This is a genomic window from Lederbergia ruris, assembly GCF_018332955.1.
Classification (GTDB): domain Bacteria; phylum Bacillota; class Bacilli; order Bacillales; family Bacillaceae_C; genus Lederbergia; species Lederbergia ruris.
This window is the reverse complement of sequence record NZ_BORB01000004.1, coordinates 144244-160569: the sequence shown is the minus strand read 5'-3', so window position 1 is coordinate 160569 and position 16326 is coordinate 144244. Positions and strand designations below refer to the sequence as shown.

Annotated in this window: 14 protein-coding genes and 1 pseudogene; 11 read left to right on the top strand and 4 right to left on the bottom strand. The window is 40.3% G+C overall.

The annotated features are described in order from the left end of the window. Nucleotides 1-10: 10 nt before the first annotated feature. The 3 genes from KI363_RS03895 to KI363_RS03885 all read left to right on the top strand — a co-directional run bounded on the left by KI363_RS03895 (nt 11) and on the right by KI363_RS03885 (nt 1837). The gene (locus KI363_RS03895) at nt 11-274 is read left to right on the top strand and encodes a DUF3219 family protein (protein ID WP_212965562.1); all 264 of its coding nucleotides are present in this window, start codon (nt 11-13) and stop codon (nt 272-274) included. Beyond that, nucleotides 274-1266, top strand: a complete 993-nt coding sequence (locus KI363_RS03890) for an LLM class flavin-dependent oxidoreductase (protein WP_158321497.1) — start codon at nt 274-276, stop codon at nt 1264-1266. Before KI363_RS03895 ends, KI363_RS03890 begins: the two co-directional genes overlap by 1 nt. 85 nt (nt 1267-1351) lie before the next feature. Further along, complete coding sequence (locus KI363_RS03885; protein ID WP_158321496.1) at nt 1352-1837, top strand: NUDIX hydrolase; 486 nt, start codon at nt 1352-1354, stop codon at nt 1835-1837. A 156-nt stretch (nt 1838-1993) separates the two neighbouring features. Here KI363_RS03885 and KI363_RS03880 read toward each other — a convergent pair. Continuing rightward, nucleotides 1994-2281 (bottom strand): annotated as a pseudogene (locus tag KI363_RS03880) (SDR family oxidoreductase); the annotation flags it as partial. A 199-nt stretch (nt 2282-2480) separates the two neighbouring features. Here KI363_RS03880 and KI363_RS03875 point away from each other — a divergent pair. Beyond that, entirely contained in the window at nt 2481-3644 is a 1164-nt protein-coding gene (locus tag KI363_RS03875; RefSeq protein WP_212965561.1) for a DUF4317 domain-containing protein, read from the top strand. A gap of 50 nt (nt 3645-3694) precedes the next feature. Here KI363_RS03875 and KI363_RS03870 read toward each other — a convergent pair whose 3' ends face one another. Then, complete coding sequence (locus KI363_RS03870) at nt 3695-4696, bottom strand: LLM class flavin-dependent oxidoreductase (protein WP_212965560.1); 1002 nt, start codon at nt 4694-4696, stop codon at nt 3695-3697. Nucleotides 4697-5075: 379 nt separating this feature from the next. On the opposite strand from KI363_RS03870, the gene KI363_RS03865 reads away from it, so the two are divergent. From KI363_RS03865 to curA, 7 genes are all read left to right on the top strand, one after another. Continuing rightward, nucleotides 5076-5828 (top strand): ABC transporter ATP-binding protein, encoded by a 753-nt coding sequence (locus KI363_RS03865; RefSeq protein WP_212965559.1) that lies wholly within the window; start codon nt 5076-5078, stop codon nt 5826-5828. Then, nucleotides 5821-7446 carry an ABC transporter permease subunit gene (locus KI363_RS03860; protein WP_212965558.1) on the top strand — a complete coding sequence of 542 codons (1626 nt, stop codon included), beginning with the start codon at nt 5821-5823 and terminating at the stop codon, nt 7444-7446. The genes KI363_RS03865 and KI363_RS03860 overlap by 8 nt, the downstream gene beginning before the upstream one ends. Before the next feature lie 31 nt (nt 7447-7477). Beyond that, the gene (locus tag KI363_RS03855) at nt 7478-8476 is read left to right on the top strand and encodes an extracellular solute-binding protein (RefSeq protein WP_212965557.1); all 999 of its coding nucleotides are present in this window, start codon (nt 7478-7480) and stop codon (nt 8474-8476) included. Between the two features lie 20 nt (nt 8477-8496). Then, the gene (gene phnW, locus KI363_RS03850; protein ID WP_212965556.1) at nt 8497-9591 is read left to right on the top strand and encodes a 2-aminoethylphosphonate--pyruvate transaminase; all 1095 of its coding nucleotides are present in this window, start codon (nt 8497-8499) and stop codon (nt 9589-9591) included. Beyond that, the gene (gene phnX, locus KI363_RS03845; RefSeq protein ID WP_212965555.1) at nt 9588-10403 is read left to right on the top strand and encodes a phosphonoacetaldehyde hydrolase; all 816 of its coding nucleotides are present in this window, start codon (nt 9588-9590) and stop codon (nt 10401-10403) included. Before phnW ends, phnX begins: the two co-directional genes overlap by 4 nt. A 260-nt stretch (nt 10404-10663) precedes the next feature. Continuing rightward, entirely contained in the window at nt 10664-12232 is a 1569-nt protein-coding gene (locus KI363_RS03840) for a malate:quinone oxidoreductase (RefSeq protein ID WP_281414058.1), read from the top strand. Between the two features lie 279 nt (nt 12233-12511). Continuing rightward, on the top strand, nt 12512-13537 hold the full coding sequence (curA, locus tag KI363_RS03835; RefSeq protein ID WP_212965553.1) for an NADPH-dependent curcumin/dihydrocurcumin reductase: 1026 nt from the start codon (nt 12512-12514) through the stop codon (nt 13535-13537). Between the two features lie 108 nt (nt 13538-13645). On the opposite strand, the gene KI363_RS03830 is transcribed toward curA, so the two are convergent. Together KI363_RS03830 and KI363_RS03825 are read right to left on the bottom strand one after the other, a co-directional pair. Then, the gene (locus tag KI363_RS03830) at nt 13646-14917 is read right to left on the bottom strand and encodes an acetyl-CoA hydrolase/transferase family protein (protein WP_212965552.1); all 1272 of its coding nucleotides are present in this window, start codon (nt 14915-14917) and stop codon (nt 13646-13648) included. Between the two features lie 223 nt (nt 14918-15140). Beyond that, nucleotides 15141-16025: a fructose bisphosphate aldolase gene (locus KI363_RS03825; protein ID WP_212965551.1), complete on the bottom strand. Its 885-nt coding sequence runs from the start codon at nt 16023-16025 to the stop codon at nt 15141-15143. Between the last annotated feature and the right edge of the window lie 301 nt (nt 16026-16326).

The following is a 16326-nucleotide window of genomic DNA, read 5'->3' as shown; positions in this document are numbered from 1 at the left end:
GTAATGGTTTATGAAACAGGAAGCCCCTTCTTCAAACAACCCGACAAATGTTAAGGAGGGGTCATTCACGGTGAAGAGTGAGCATTATCATGATATCGCTACGTTATTATATGAAGGAATTTTTGATGTGAAGGTTCCCGAAAAGGGGATCGCATTTAGGGGAGCGATTCAGGAGTACTATACTTCGATGACCAATTTATATAAAAAGGGCGAAGTTGGCGACTATCATGTAAGTTTACTTGAAGTGAAAAATAAAGAGAGGGGGATGTCTTGATGAGAATCAGCATATTAGACCAGTCACCCATCTCATCCAATCAATCTGCAAAGGATGCCTTGTATGAATCGATGAAATTAGCCCAGGCGGGGGAGAAATTCGGTTATACACGATATTGGATTGCCGAACACCATGATCTCCCCGGGCTTGCTTGTCCTGCACCTGAAGTGATGCTTAGCTTCATTGGAGCTCATACAAGCAAGATTCGGATTGGTTCGGGTGCCACATTATTACCCCATTATAAACCTTATAAAGTTGCGGAAACATTTAACTTACTGGCTACCTTATTTCCGAGTCGGATCGATATTGGAATTGGCCGTGCACCAGGTGGATCAGCCGAAGCCACCAATGCTTTATCCGATAATTTTTTGCAGAAAGTCTATCAAATGCCAAATTTGCTCGCAGATTTACTTCACTTTCTCGATCGTGACTTTCCTAAAGATCATGAGTTTTCAAAAGTGACAGCCGCACCTGTGCCACCTGTAACACCAGAGACGTGGCTACTTGGAACAAGTCAAAAAAGTGCGGTACTTGCTGCGAAAAATGGCTTGGCCTATGCATTTGGTCAGTTTATGAGTGAGGAAAATGGCGCTAAAATTATTCAACAATATATAGATTCATTTGAACCGAAAAAGAGTGGCCAACTGCCACAAGTTCTTCTAACCGTTTCGGCGATTTGCGCAGAAACAACCGAAGAGGCAGAGGAAATCGCCATGAGTTCGCTTATTTGGCAACTACAAACAGAAAGAGGAAAGGGACAGAGGATTCCATCCATCGAGGAAGCCCAAAAATACGAACTAACGGATCAGGAAAAAGAAAAACTAAACATCATGAAGCAAAATATGATCATTGGAAATCCGCAAGAAGTAGGCAAAGCCCTTCATCAGTTACAAACAAAATATAAAACAGATGAAATGATGATCTTAACGATCACACACTCCCCGAAGGATCGGGTGAACTCCTATCGGTTAATAGCGGAAAAAGTTCTTTGAAAGTATTCGGGGACAGTTCCATCGTGTGCTAAAGTATTAACGTGGTGGGTCTGTCCCCGCCGATCCATTTTTAAGGAGAATCATGATGCTAAAATATACACTTTGCTTTATTAGAGAAGGAAGTAAATTACTGTTGCTGAACAGAACCAAAAGTCCAAATATGGGATTGTGGAATGGAGTTGGCGGAAAAATAGAAGAAAATGAATCTCCGACTGAAGGAATAGTGAGAGAAACACGGGAAGAAACGGGTATTTCCCTTGCCGAAGTCATCCATGCTGGAAATGTGACATGGGAAAGTGACCACGGAAACTCTGGAATGTATCTGTTTCTGGCGGACTTACCAGAAGGGGTGGAGATGCAAACGCCAATTAGCACCGAAGAAGGGATTCTTGAGTGGAAAGGAATCGATTGGATCTTAGCCCCCAACAACAAGGGGGTAGTAGACAATATTCCAATCTACCTACCTAAAATTCTAGACGGAAAAATGGGGTTCGAGTACAGATTTACTTATCAAGATGGAATTATGTTGGGATATGAGATATTAAGCTTGGGGAATCAAGTGGAAGTGTGATTAGAGGGGAGTAAGCAAGTTAGGATATTCTAACGAACTCAACTCCACCCAAGAATTAAATTAGTATAGTATTTTGAAATTAGAGAGTCTTAACAATGCTTGAAGTAATGTTGAATGGTTACGAAACAATTCTGAATTGTTTCGTAACCTAGCATTTTAGTAGGCTGTCCAACCGCCATCAGCAGCAACAACAGCACCGTTTACAAAGCTTGCCTCATCAGAACCTAAAAATAATGCAACATGGGCAATTTCCTCTGGTTTCCCAATTCGAGGATTAAGTGGCAATCCAACATTTTGCCTCGCTGCACCGAACTCACTTATATTCGTGATTGAGCTTCCAATGTTTGTTTCAACAGCTCCCGTTGCGATAGCATTGGTACGAATTCCCTTTTCAGCATACATATAGGCCGTATTTTTGGTGATCCCAATAACAGCGTGTTTCGTTTACTGAGAAGAGGATATACAAAAATGGAATTACTGCTATCTTATTGCTTAACTTAATGGCTATGGGGCCTGCCCCTCACGTGTTAAAGCTTTAACATGGTGGGGACAGGCCCTATTAAAATGTTATAATGTTAGAGTGCAAGAATAGAAGATTGTGGCTTTGTAAGAAAAGCGAAGCAGCTAAGGAGTTGGACTTTCAATGAACAAGAATGATATAGCCCAAATACGGAAACAATTCAAACTAGATAATGATTTATTAAAGGTGAAGGATATTTTTAATGTTTATATAAGAAAAGAGAGTAGTGAGATTTATCATCAGGAGAGTCAGCCGTTTCCGATGTTAGAGCGGGAGCAGCAGGAGTTGTTTATGGCGAATTTTAAGAAGGTGCTGACGGGGAAAGTGGATCAAAAGTTGTTTGAGGTGAGGTTTCAAGAACAAGCAGAAGATCATACCCAGGTTATTCTCTATGAGGCACTTGATATGGATGATGGGGAATGGGAAGAGCAAATGCTTAAGATTGTTGAAAAAATGTTTAGGGATGTAGAGTATGAAAAGGATATGGTCGTTACCTTTATTCGTGGGGAGTATTTTAAACCAACGAAGAAAAGTAATGATGAAGCGGAAATAAGCGATCGCGATGAGGTCTATTTACATCCTTTTATTCTTTGCAGTATGAATCAAACGGATCAACCGAAAAGATCCCTTGTGTTTGATTATATTGAAAAGGAGTTTAAGGCTAGTGTTGCTGTTGATTCCATCATCAACCTGAAATCCCCAGTAGCTGGGTTTTTATTCCCGAGCTTTACTGAAAACTCGGCGGATGTGAATCATATTCTTTATTCAGCTGGGAAGAAACTTGATTATCATTTTATTGAAAATGTCTTAAATGGGGAAGAGATCATGACAGCGGAGGACGATAAGGCTGTTTTTGAGGAAATTGTCAAAGAAGTTGTGGGAGAGGAAGTCGATACAAATACACTCTCCAATGTGTATGAAGAAATTAATCGGATTATCGAGGAAGAGGAAGAGGAAGAAGCACCTAAATTGGATTATAAAGACGTGGAACGCGTTTTAAAGGTAAGTGGTGTAGAAGGCGTCGATACCGATCAAGTAGAAATGGCCTTTCAAAAAGTGATCGATGATGAGAAATATGAGATGAAGGCAAGCAGCATCGTTCCGAACTATACGTCGAAATCCATTAAAATCCAAACAAAGGTCGCCAATATCTCGATTAGCCCGCAAGATATCAAGTATGTAAAACAAGTGAATCATAATGGCAAACGTTGCCTGTTAATTGAAGTGGACGAAGAAACGTACATTGACGGCTTTAAAATTATACCGGAGGCTTCATTGAGTTATTGAGGGTCTGTTCCCCCATGCTAAAGCATTAGCATAAGGGGACAGGCCTTCTCTTATCCTTCATCCACAACTTCTTTCAAAATTTCATAAGAGCGTTTTTGCTTTTCTGGATCAAAAATATAGGATACGGCCATGATTTCATCAACATGGTATTGATCTTGAAATTGTTTCATTTGCGCTCGAATGCTTGCTTTGCTTCCCATAAAAGTGAGACTACTCATGTTGGAGGCAATTGCTTTTTCATGTTCGTTCCAAAGTGTGTCCATATTGTCAACGGGCGGACTTAGTTTTACAGAAGATCCCCTTACAACGTTTAGGAAAAATTGCTGCATGGTGGTGGATTCACGTTTGGCTTCCTCGTCTGTTTCAGCGGCAATCACATTTAAACAGACCATCATATAAGGTTTGTCTAAATACTCGGAAGGCTGAAATTCACTCCGGTAAATATCAATGGCATCCGCCATCCATCTTGGTGCAAAGTGAGAAGCAAATACATAGGGCAAGCCTAATCTCGCTGCTAGGTGGGCAGAATCAGGAGAAGAGCCAAGAATGTAAATAGGAATATTCGTCCCAACGCCAGGATAAGCCTTCACCGCGCCTTGTTTTTCCTCTGGACCAAAATAAGTGAGTAACGATTTTACGTCTTCAGGGAAAGTATAGACGGTATCACTTTTGGATCGTCTTAATGCACTGGCTGTTAACATGTCCGTTCCCGGCGCACGGCCAAGACCTAAATCCAAACGATCGGGATAGATGGTGGCCATTGTCCCAAATTGCTCTGCCACTACCAATGGCGCATGATTAGGTAGCATGACTCCACCGGAACCCACACGGATTTTTTTCGTATGTTCTAAAGTATGTTTTATTAATATCGATGTTGCAGAACTGACAAGTGTAGCAGTATTATGGTGTTCCGCAATCCAATAGCGTGTATAACCCATTTCTTCCGTTGCCTGAGCCAAATCCACCATTGAATCAATCGCTTCTTTTGGTCCTTGCCCTTGTCTAATCGGAACAAGATTTAAAACAGAAACTGGAATTTGTATGTTTGACATGATTCCTTGTCCTTTCCTGTAGAAGTTAGGCATAGCCCCTTATCCCTACTATCGTAACAAGAATACGCGGAAAAACACATTGAAATGCTCCACGGCCATGCTCCCTCTGACTATTTATAGAAAAGGAATGGCAGCGCCCCCATTACTTTTCTCAACATTAATAACCAACGATTATCTTCTGCCTTCAAAAGGAAGCAACCTTATTCACTTAGTTCACTGATGACCCATCCCACTTACGAAAATAACATGATTACCTATGCACAAGTTAGGCAACGTTTAAGTAAAATACATGCAATATTTACACCCCCTTTACATGAGCTTCTCTTAAAATTGACATTCTGAAATTATACTAAATGTGTAATCAAGGAGGTGAGCTCGTTTGCTGGAATTGCAAAATATAGGCAAACAATTCAATCAAAAAATCGTTTTAGAAGATATTAATTTTGAGATTGAGTCAGGAGAAATTGTTTCACTGCTAGGCCCCAGTGGTAGCGGTAAAACAACATTATTACATATTATTCTTGGGCTAACGAAAATGGATCAAGGCAGGATCATTTTTAATGGCAAAGATTTGAGTCATGTCTCTATGAAGAATCGAGGATTTAATATTGTTTTCCAGGACTATGCTCTTTTTCCCCATTTAAATGCGTATGACAATATCGTATATGGGTTGAAAAATAAGCGAGGTCTTATATCAGAGAAGGAAATTCGGGAGTACATCGAATTTTTAGAGCTAAAACCGCATTTAACAAAGAAGATCGGCGAGTTATCAGGTGGCCAGAAACAAAGAGTAGCTCTAGCTAGAACATTAGTTATGAAGCCGAAACTATTATTGTTAGATGAGCCTTTAAGTGCCTTAGATGGAGTAATCAAGGAATCGATTAAGGAACGGATTCAGTCGATTGCAAGGGAATTTAAACTTACAACCATTATTGTGACACATGACCCTGAGGAAGCCTTAACTTTATCCGATAAAATTTTAATCATTCAAAATGGCGGAATTTCCCAGTTCGGTACACCACAACAAATTATCCACCAACCAAGTAATGATTTTGTGAAGGAATTTATCCTGAAGCAATTACATATTAAAAGGCAAAATATTTATCACTTATTCGGTGAAAAGTATGCATAGTGTGAAGCCAGAAATACGGATGGGTTATACGATCATATTATGTGTATTTGCTGTTTTTCTTGTCCTACCTTTAGGCTTCTTATTGATTCAATCGTTTGCAACAAATAAGGGATTCGACCTGACTCATTATCTTTCCGTGCTCTCGAACAAAGCGTTAATAGAGTCGTTTGGAAATAGTATAAAAGTTTCGAGCTTAGCAGCGGCGATCACGACTATTTTAGCCTTTGTGTTAGCCTATACTGTCCACGGCACGAGGGTGTATCGCCCGATAAAGACGGTCATTAAAACAGGAATTTTGATTCCGATGTTGCTACCGACTATTACATATGGGTTTGCGATTATGTATTCTTTTGGAAATCAAGGAATTATTACTAAGTTATTTGGCCGAAATTTATTTGAGATTTACGGATTTAATGGCTTATTAATCGGTTACTGTTTGTATACACTTCCGCCAGCCTTTTTGCTTATTCATAACTCGTTTCAGTATGTGGATAAGAAGTTTATCATTGTTTCAAAGCTGATGGGCGATGGGGTGGTTCGGAGCTTTATGAACACGACAATTCGTCCCTTATTGGGGACGATTGGAGGGGCCTTCGTCCTTTCGTTTATCCTTAGTTTTACGGATTTTGGCATACCTGCTTCCATTGGGGGAACGTATTCAGTTGTAGCTATGGGCCTCTATCAAATGATGCTTGGTTCGATTCCAGATTTTCATCAAGGTGCTGCGATTGCTGTTTTTATGTTAATCCCAGCTGGGTTTGGTGTTTTGCTTTTACAATATCTTGAAAAATTTAATTTCCATTATGACAAATTTAGTGACATCAAGCAGATTCAACATAAAGGACGAGATTTTTTCTTTGGCATCTTCTCATCTGTCATTTTGCTTTGCATGCTGGCCATTTTTATCGTCATGTTCGTTGCTCCATTGGTCCAGAGTTATCCCTATAATCTAGATTTTACAGGAAGACACTTTGCGAATGTCTTACAGTCAAGCGATCTAGTGAATGTCTATAAAAATTCTCTAATCGTTGCAGGGTTAACAGCGATCTTTGGGACGTTCATTGCGTATGGAGCAGCCCTTTTAAATACACGAACAACCGTGAAAGGAAGGGCCATAATCGACGTCATTTCCATGCTGACGAACTCAGTACCAGGGATGGTACTTGGAATAGCTTATTTATTGCTCTTTAATAACAGCAGTTTAAAGGGAACATTAATCATCATTGTGCTCTGTACGATTGTTCACTATTTTACTTCGCCCTATTTGATGGCCAAAAACGCTTTAGCGAAAATGAACCCGTCTTGGGAAACGACTGGTGAATTACTAGGCGATCATTGGCTTAAGACCGTTTGCCGGGTCATACTGCCAAACTCCGTTTCTACGATCTTTGAGATGGTGAGTTATTACTTCATTCACGCGATGGTAACGATTAGTGGGATCATTTTCTTGGTGACAGCTGAAACTTCTGTCGTCGCAAGTAAAATGAAAGAATTACAGCATTTTGCTAAATTCAATGAAATCTTCGTTTTATCGATTTTAATTTTTGCTACCAATTTAATCGTGAAGTTATGTTGTGATTTTTTGCAAACAAGAGTATCCAGTAAGGCTCATGGGTGAATTTAGCCATTACGAAGGGGAGGGAAAATATATGTTCAAAAGAATGCAAGGAATCTGGTTGTTTCTTATTGTAGGTTGTTTAGCACTTGCACTCGTTGGCTGTAATCAGGCAGGGGCTGCACCAGATGGAGCCAAAAAGGTGGCTATTGTAACGAATGGTGATGAGGAAGCTGTAGCTGCGATGGAAACGGCCTTAAAAGGAGCGGGCTACGAGGGGCAATACATTGTGCAATCGTTAGGGACATCAGAATTAGGGGGAAAGCTCATCGCAGAGGGAGATAAGATTGAGGCTGATTTAGTGACAATGAGCTCCTATTTTCTCGAAACAGCGCAAGAAAAGCATCAGATGTTCAAAGATTTAACTTTTACAACTCATGCCCTGGAGGAATATCCAGCCTACCATACGCCGTTTTTAGCAAATACGGGTGCTCTTTTTGTCAATACAGAGGTGCTCAAGGAAAAGGGGTTACCGACGCCAACATCGATCAAGGATTTAACCAAACCAGGATTTAAAGGACTTGTATCCATTCCGAATATGATGGATTCCTCAACAGGTTGGCTACTAATTCAAGCCATCCTTGCTGAATACGGAGAAGTAGAGGGGAAAGTGCTTCTTCGTGATTTATTGACAAATGTGGGACCACATCTTGAAAGTTCTGGTTCAGGCCCACTTAAGAAAGTACAGGCTGGAGAAGTAGCCGCTGGTTTTGGACTTCGTCATCAAGCAGTTCTGGCGCAGGAACAAGGCGCTCCGATTGATTATATTGATCCGATCGAAGGGAATTTCTCTTTGATTGAATCGATTGCCGTTGTGAAGAAAGAGGAACAAACAACAAAACTTGCCATGGAAATGGCGGAAGTAATTTTGCAGGATGGTAGAAAGGATTTGCTTACTGATTATCCAGTTGCTCTTTATGAAGGAGAAACGGTGAGTGACGTTCATAAACCAGCCCATACAAAAAAGTTTGCAGAGGCTCTGTCCGTTGAGCTATTAAAACAACACCAAGAATTTTTTCAATCTGCAAAATAATCAAAAGGAGAATGAGTGATATGAATAATTTGAAACTATTAACACCAGGTCCTTTAACAACAACAAACACAGTTAAAGCGGAAATGCTCTATGATCGTTGCACATGGGATCAAGATTATAAAGTAATCACCCAAAAGATCAGATCTCAGCTTCTTGAACTTGCAGGTGCTTCTATGCATGAATATGCGGCTGTACTGATGCAAGGAAGCGGGACATTTGTGGTTGAATCGGTTCTTCAAACGGCGATAACGAATGAGGATAAGGCTTTGATCATTACAAATGGGGCGTATGGGGAACGAATTGTCAAAATCGCTCAATATATGGGGCTTCATTTTAGTGAATATCGTGTAGACTATCATCAATATCCAAAAGAAGCGGACATTCGAACAATTTTAGAAGAAGATCCAGCTATTACACATATGATCATGGTTCATTGTGAAACCACAACAGGAATATTAAACCCAGTTGACATGGTTGCCAAGCTATCGAAGGATTTTGGTAAAACATTAATCATTGACGCCATGAGCAGTTTTGGCGGAGTGGAGATGGATATACCGTCCCTTGGAATTGACTATTTAATCAGCAGTGCCAATAAATGCATTCAAGGTGTACCGGGTTTTGGTTTTGTGATTGCTAAGCTAGAAGAGTTACTAGGATGTGGAGGAAACTCTCGAAGTTTATCCCTTGATTTATATGATCAATGGCGAGAAATGAATCGAGACGGGAAATGGCGCTATACATCGCCAACACATGTTGTTGCCGCCTTTTCAAAAGCGCTGGATGAGTTAATGGCGGAAGGAGGGGTTTCTGCTAGATATACACGTTATCGAAAGAATAATCAGATTTTAAGAGAAAGACTTGAGAGATTAGGAATACACGCCTATATTTCGGAAGAAAAACAGTCACCGATTATTACAACCTTTCTTTTCCCAAATGAATCCTTTGATTTTGGAGACTTCTATGCTTATGTAAAAGAAAGAGGCTTCGTCCTCTACCCTGGAAAGCTAACAGATGTCGACACATTCCGAATCGGGAATATTGGTGAAATTTATGAAGAAGACATTCTAGCATTGTGCAATATTGTGGAAGAATATATGGGAGTGATGGTGAAATGAATAAAATAGAAGGCGTAATTTTTGATTGGGCGGGAACAACGGTTGACTTTGGCTGCTTTGCTCCTGTAAATGTATTCATAGATATTTTTAAAAATGTAGGCATTGAAGTGACGACGGAGGAAGCGAGGGCGCCAATGGGCATGCTGAAGATAGACCATATTCGTGCCATGCTCGCAATGCCAAGAATTTCTGCATTATGGGAAGAAAAGTTTGGAAGAATGTTCAATGAACAGGATGTCGAGGACCTTTATGCAGAATTTGAACCTGTTCTACTGTCTTCCTTAAGCGAATATATAAATCCAATTCCGGAAGTGGTGGAAACCGTTGCGGTCTTAAGAGATCAGGGCCTGAAAATTGGTTCTACAACAGGGTATACCCAAACAATGATGGATATTGTGGTACCTAATGCAGCGGAAAAAGGGTATCGTCCAGATTTTTATATTACACCTGATGGAACAAATTCCCTCGGAAGACCTTATCCTTATATGATTTATCGAAACATGGAAGCTTTAAAGTTATCAGCCCCTTGGAGGGTCGTAAAAGTAGGAGACACGGTCTCAGACATGAAGGAAGCTGTTCATGCGGGTGTTTGGGCGGTGGGCGTCCTTATTGGTAGTTCAGAAATGGGCCTTAGCTTAGCTGAATTTGAAGCTTTATCTGAGACAGATCAAGAGAAAATCATCTCGGAAACAGCATCCACCTTTTTACAAAACGGAGCAGATTTTACAATCAAATCGATGAGCGAGCTACCTCCATTAATTGAGGAAATCAATGCCCTTATTTTAGAAGGTAAAAGGCCTTATACAAGCTAAGATGGGTAAGTTGGTGAATGAAAAATGGTGTGAAATAGATTTGTTAGGAGCCCCTGGGACTAAAAAGTTCCAGGGATTTTTGCATGAGAAAGTGTTCACAAAGTGTTCAACTATGTTATAATATTCTATATAAATATTTTAATCTATAAAGAATATAGACTTACTATAATTGGTGATTATGATACAGAAAAGGTGAGTCCCTAGGCTTTGTCATGGTTTGCTGGGACGCTTAAACAGGAGCGCTTACATCTTTTCTGCAAATCTCTAGGTATAAGGATATGGTAAAAATGAGTAACAGACAAGAGAAAACAGACGTTATCTTAATCGGTGCCGGGGTTATGAGTGCGACTTTAGGGACGATCCTGAAGGAATTAGCACCAGACTGGGAGATTAAGGTTTTTGAGAAACTTGAGAAGCCAGGGGAAGAAAGCTCTAATGAATGGAATAATGCGGGAACAGGACACTCTGCACTATGCGAACTAAATTATACCGTTGAAAAACCGGATGGTTCACTCGATATTAGTAAAGCGATTAAAGTGAATGAACAGTTCCAACTATCCAGACAGTTTTGGTCTTATTTGGTTAATCGTAATCTGATCCGTCATCCACAAGACTTTATCATGCCATTGCCGCATATGAGTTACGTACATGGGGAGGAAAATGTAAACTTTTTGAAAAAACGTTTTGAAGCCCTTTCCAACAATCCTTTGTTTCAAGGGATGGAATTTTCCGACGACCCTGAAAAGTTAGCGGAATGGGTTCCACTTATGTTGAAGGATCGCAATTTAAATGAGCCTATAGCTGCAACAAAAATTGATTCTGGAACAGATGTTAATTTTGGTGCTTTAACGCGTATGCTGTTTGACCACTTACAAAGTCATGATGTCGAGATCAACTATAAACATAGTGTGAATAACATCAAACGTACGAGTGACGGGCGCTGGGAATTAAAAGTAAAAAATCTTGACAGTGGTTCTGTCGAACATCATACGGCGAAATTCGTCTTTATCGGAGGCGGAGGTGGAAGCTTACATTTACTGCAAAAATCCGGTATTCCCGAAGGAAAACATATTGGCGGGTTCCCAGTAAGCGGGCTATTTATGGTGTGTAATAATCCTGAAGTTGCAGAGCAACACCATGCAAAAGTATATGGTAAAGCATCGGTTGGGGCTCCCCCAATGTCGGTTCCACACCTAGACACAAGGTATATTGACAGCAAAAAATCGTTGCTATTTGGACCATTTGCTGGATTCTCACCGAAGTTCCTTAAAACAGGGTCTATCTTTGACTTGATCACGTCCGTGAAACCGCATAATGTCATAACAATGTTGGCAGCAGGCGTTAAGGAGCTGTCCTTGACAAAATACTTGATCCAACAACTGATGTTATCGAAAGAACAACGTATGGAAGAGTTACGCGCGTTTATTCCGAATGCCAACAGTGAGGATTGGGATTTAGTTGTGGCTGGCCAACGTGTCCAAGTGATTAAAGATACGACTACTGATGGAAAAGGAACATTGCAATTTGGTACTGAAGTGGTAAGTGCCGAAGATGGCTCTATTGCTGCTTTGCTCGGTGCTTCTCCAGGTGCATCTACCGCTGTTCACGTTATGCTTGACGTTATAAAAAGATGCTTCCCAGAACATTTAAAAGAGTGGGAACCAAAAATTAAAGAAATGATTCCATCCTATGGCGTATCATTAGCGGACAACCCAGAACTTTTCCACGAAATTCATACTTCCACAGCGCAGGCGCTTGGTTTAAGTGAAGACTCGGCAAACCAACTCCATTCTGCGGCTGAAGAAACAAGAGTATTAGAAAAAGTCTAGGAAAATATATAAATAAAGAACCTTTAATCATAAATTGGATTGAAGGTTCTTTTCTATTATTCTTCTCCTAACCTCCTCATCTCGTTCATGATAGCCAAAATGAAGAAAACCAAGCACAAATAGCGAGGTTTGTATGTAAGGCATTGCTTTTGCAAATAATAAATCATATCATGGCTTTTTTAAAAAAATGGTCATGTATCAACTATTTGCAAGCGAACTAGAACCCATGTAACATCAAGATAAGTACACTTGGAGCATAACAAAGGGGAGAGAATGTATATGACACTTGTTAATAAGCAAATTATTTTAGCTGAAAGACCAAAAGGGATGCCAGATCAGAACACTTTTCGTTTTGTTAAACAGGATGTTGGAGAACTGAAAGAGGGCCAAGTGCTTGTTCGAACTTTGTATGTTTCTGTTGATCCTTATATGAGGGGGAGAATGGAGGATACCGAATCCTATGTAGAACCTTATAAGGTCAATGAAGTGATCGAAGGGGGAGCGATTGGAGAGGTGATTGATTCCAAGTCCGATCGTTTTCAGCAAGGAGACGTGGTACTCGGAATGTTTGGTTGGCAAGAGTATTATATTGCCAATGAAAAAGAGCTAAGAAAAATTGATCCATCCCTTGCACCTATATCCACTCATTTAGGAATATTAGGAATGACGGGCTTAACAGCCTACTTTGGTTTGCTTGATATTGGCCAACCAAAGGAGGGGGAAACGGTTGTTATTTCCGGAGCGGCTGGTGCAGTTGGTTCTGTTGTTGGACAAATTGCCAAAATAAAAGGAGCGCGTGTCGTCGGGATCGCAGGTTCTGATGAAAAAATTCAATATTTGCAAGAGGAATTACAATTTGATGAAGGAATCAATTATCGTTCTACCAAAAATATGGAAGAGGCCTTAAAAGAGGCGTGTCCAGATGGGATTGATGTGTACTTTGATAACGTTGGAGGAGAGATTTCAGATGCAGTCTTTACTCAGTTAAATCGATATGCACGCATTCCTGTTTGTGGAGCGATTTCTTCTTATAATCTGGAGAAGACCGATCTTGGACCTCGCGTACAAGCTACTCTAATTAAAAAAAGTGCACTAATGCAAGGCTTCACCGTAGGGAATTATGCCAATCGTTTCAACGAAGGCGCAATGCAGCTCGGCCAATGGTTGCAGGAAGGGAAATTAACGTATCGGGAAACCATTAAAGAAGGCTTTGAGAATATCCCAAATGCGTTCCTTGATTTGTTTAAGGGAAATAATGTCGGGAAATTGCTTGTCAAAGTAGCCGATCGTCAATACCAGAATTGAATCGGCGTGTCTCTCGTAGCCTTTCTAACTAAAAAGGTCAACAGCTTAATCTTTAAGCGTTGACCTTTGTTCATAATAAGTGGCTCCTTAGGTGAATATTATGAATCCTCAAAGAAGAAATCCCATCTTCTTTGCTTCAAAGGTGAGTTCTTCACGGAATTTGGGATGGGCGATATCAATTAGTAATTTTGTTCTTTCAAAGATGCTTTTGCCTTTTAATTGGGCAATCCCATATTCTGTTACAACATAATCAACATCATTTTTTGAAGTTGTTACAACAGAACCAGGAGCTAAGGTCGGCCGGATTCTAGAAATGGTGTCATTTTTGGCCGTTGAATATAAACAGATAAAGCCTTTGCCGTTCTTTGCAAAGCGGACACCGGCCCCAAAGTCAGCTTGCCCGCCAGTAGAACTATAGTATTTACCAGAGACCGTTTCAGACGCACATTGACCATAAAAATCGACCTCCGTTGACGCATTGATCGCCACTATATTGTCTTCTTGCGCAATAATGCGTGGGTCATTGACTTGGTCAACAGGTAACATTTTAATGCTGTGATTATGGTCCATGAAATCGTACAGCTTTTTAGACCCTAAAGCGAAAGTAGCGACCATCTTCCCTTTATGTGTCTTTTTTTCAGTCCCAGTGATGACCCCGTGTTGAACTAAATCATAAATACCGTCTGTAAGCATTTCCGTATGGATCCCTAAGTTACGGTGATGACGTAATAATCCGACGACTGCGTTCGGAATCCCACCAATGCCTACTTGTAAAGTAGACCCATCTTCAATTCTCTCTGCAATATAAGTTGCAATCTTTTGATCAATATCCCTCACGGGGATTACCGGCAACTCGTGCAATGGTTGATTATGATGAACGAAACCTTCCACTTGTGAAATATGAATTTTGTTTTCTCCTACAGATCGAGGTACATATTCATTTACTTGGATAACAAACGGGGCTTTGCCAATAAAATGGGCCGTATAATCTGCTTCTGTGCCTAAAGAAAAATAACCGTCCCCATCCATAGGGGATGTTTGGCAAACAATCACAGGATTTTTCGTGACACTAGTTAGTAATTGCGGCATTTGATGAAAGTGATTAGGCATCAAATCACATTTCCCGCTTAAAAAAGCCTTCCTTGCAAACCCACTCATAAAATAAGAAATATAACGGATATTTGGGTGTTCTCCCTGGATGTATTTCCGATCTTTCATTTCTAAAATCTGATGTATTTTTAAACTTGAAAAGGCATTTGGATTCTTGTCAATCGCAGATAAAATATAATCAGGCTCGCCATTCCCCATAGCGACAATCACATCACGATGTTTAGATAAAATAGATAATAATTCAGTTAAATCCTTTTCTTTGATGGTCATGCCCAACTGTCCTCCTACGTTGATTATACTAGGAATATACCAACTATTAGGACCTGGTGTCAATTTAAGGGGGCAGTCCCTTTAAATAAATGTCATTAAAGAGGAGGCAATGGGCTTGGTTTTCACATATCATCTCACACAGGCGAGGATAGACCAACCATGTTAGTTTCCAAAAGAGAGGCTTGACCCCCATGCTTTATCACAATGGGGGTCAAGCCCTGTATTAAATGGATGCTTCGTAAATAGATTGAACGGCTTTCCTGAGAGTAGAGTTAAATTCTTCATCTGTTTGGTCGTTTCTCAAGTCTTGACTGAGGGCACGAGAGAAGCTGGCTATGAGGCCATCATTTTCTTTTAGTTTTGCATTGGCTTCATCAGCGGAGTAACCACCAGAGAGGGCTACGACACGAACGACCTTTGGATGATCGATTAATTCCTTATACAAGTTGGCTTTTGTAGGAATCGTGACTTTGAGCATGACATTCTCATCTTCACTTAAGTTATTGAGATGGTTTAGTAGTTCTGTTTTTAATAAGTCTTCGCATTTTTCTTTTTCTGAGCTATGAATATCGACTTCTGGTTCGATAATAGGAACAAGCCCAGCTGCAATGATTTGCTTGCCGATTTCAAATTGCTGACGGACCACAGCTTTAATGCCTTCTACATTCGCCTCTTTAATAACCGAGCGCATTTTTGTCCCAAAAATATGACGTTCGTTCGCACGGTTTAGTAGTTCTCCAAGGCCTGGGTTCGGCTTCATCAGCTGGACACCATTCGCTTCTTGGTCAAGTCCTTTATCCACTTTTAGAAAAGGAACGATGCCTTTCTTTTCGGCCAAATAATCGGCGGTGTACATACCTTCAATTTTGCTGTCCATTGTTTGTTCAAAAAGAATCGCACCTAAAATATACTTTGAATCAAAAGCGGGTGACGTTATAATTCGCGTCCGCATTTTGTGGACTAACTCAAACATTTCATCTTCTGTTGAATAGGCATCTTCTGAGATCCCATAAGCGGCTAGTGCCTTAGGTGTACTGCCTCCACTTTGGTCTAGTGCTGCGATAAAACCCTTCCCATTTTTGACTTTCTCAAACTGACTTTGGTTCATCATAACCACTCCTTCATCCAAATAGTGTCGTCTTCTATCCCAGAATTTAATCTTCCTAACAACATTTTAGCACTATTAAAAGGATGGTCATACTCATATGCATGGGGAAGTGCTGCTAATATACTGCTTTGGCCTTCCTTAAATTGAATATGATTTCAATAGAAGATCTAAAAGTGAGAGTTTAAAAATAGAGGAGGTGTGGAAGAAGTTAGAGAGGAAAATCCACAAAAGGATGGAATGACGCTATGAATTAGCAGGGAAGAATAGGGTTTTTAAATCATTTCGTTTTTAAGTTAAAAAA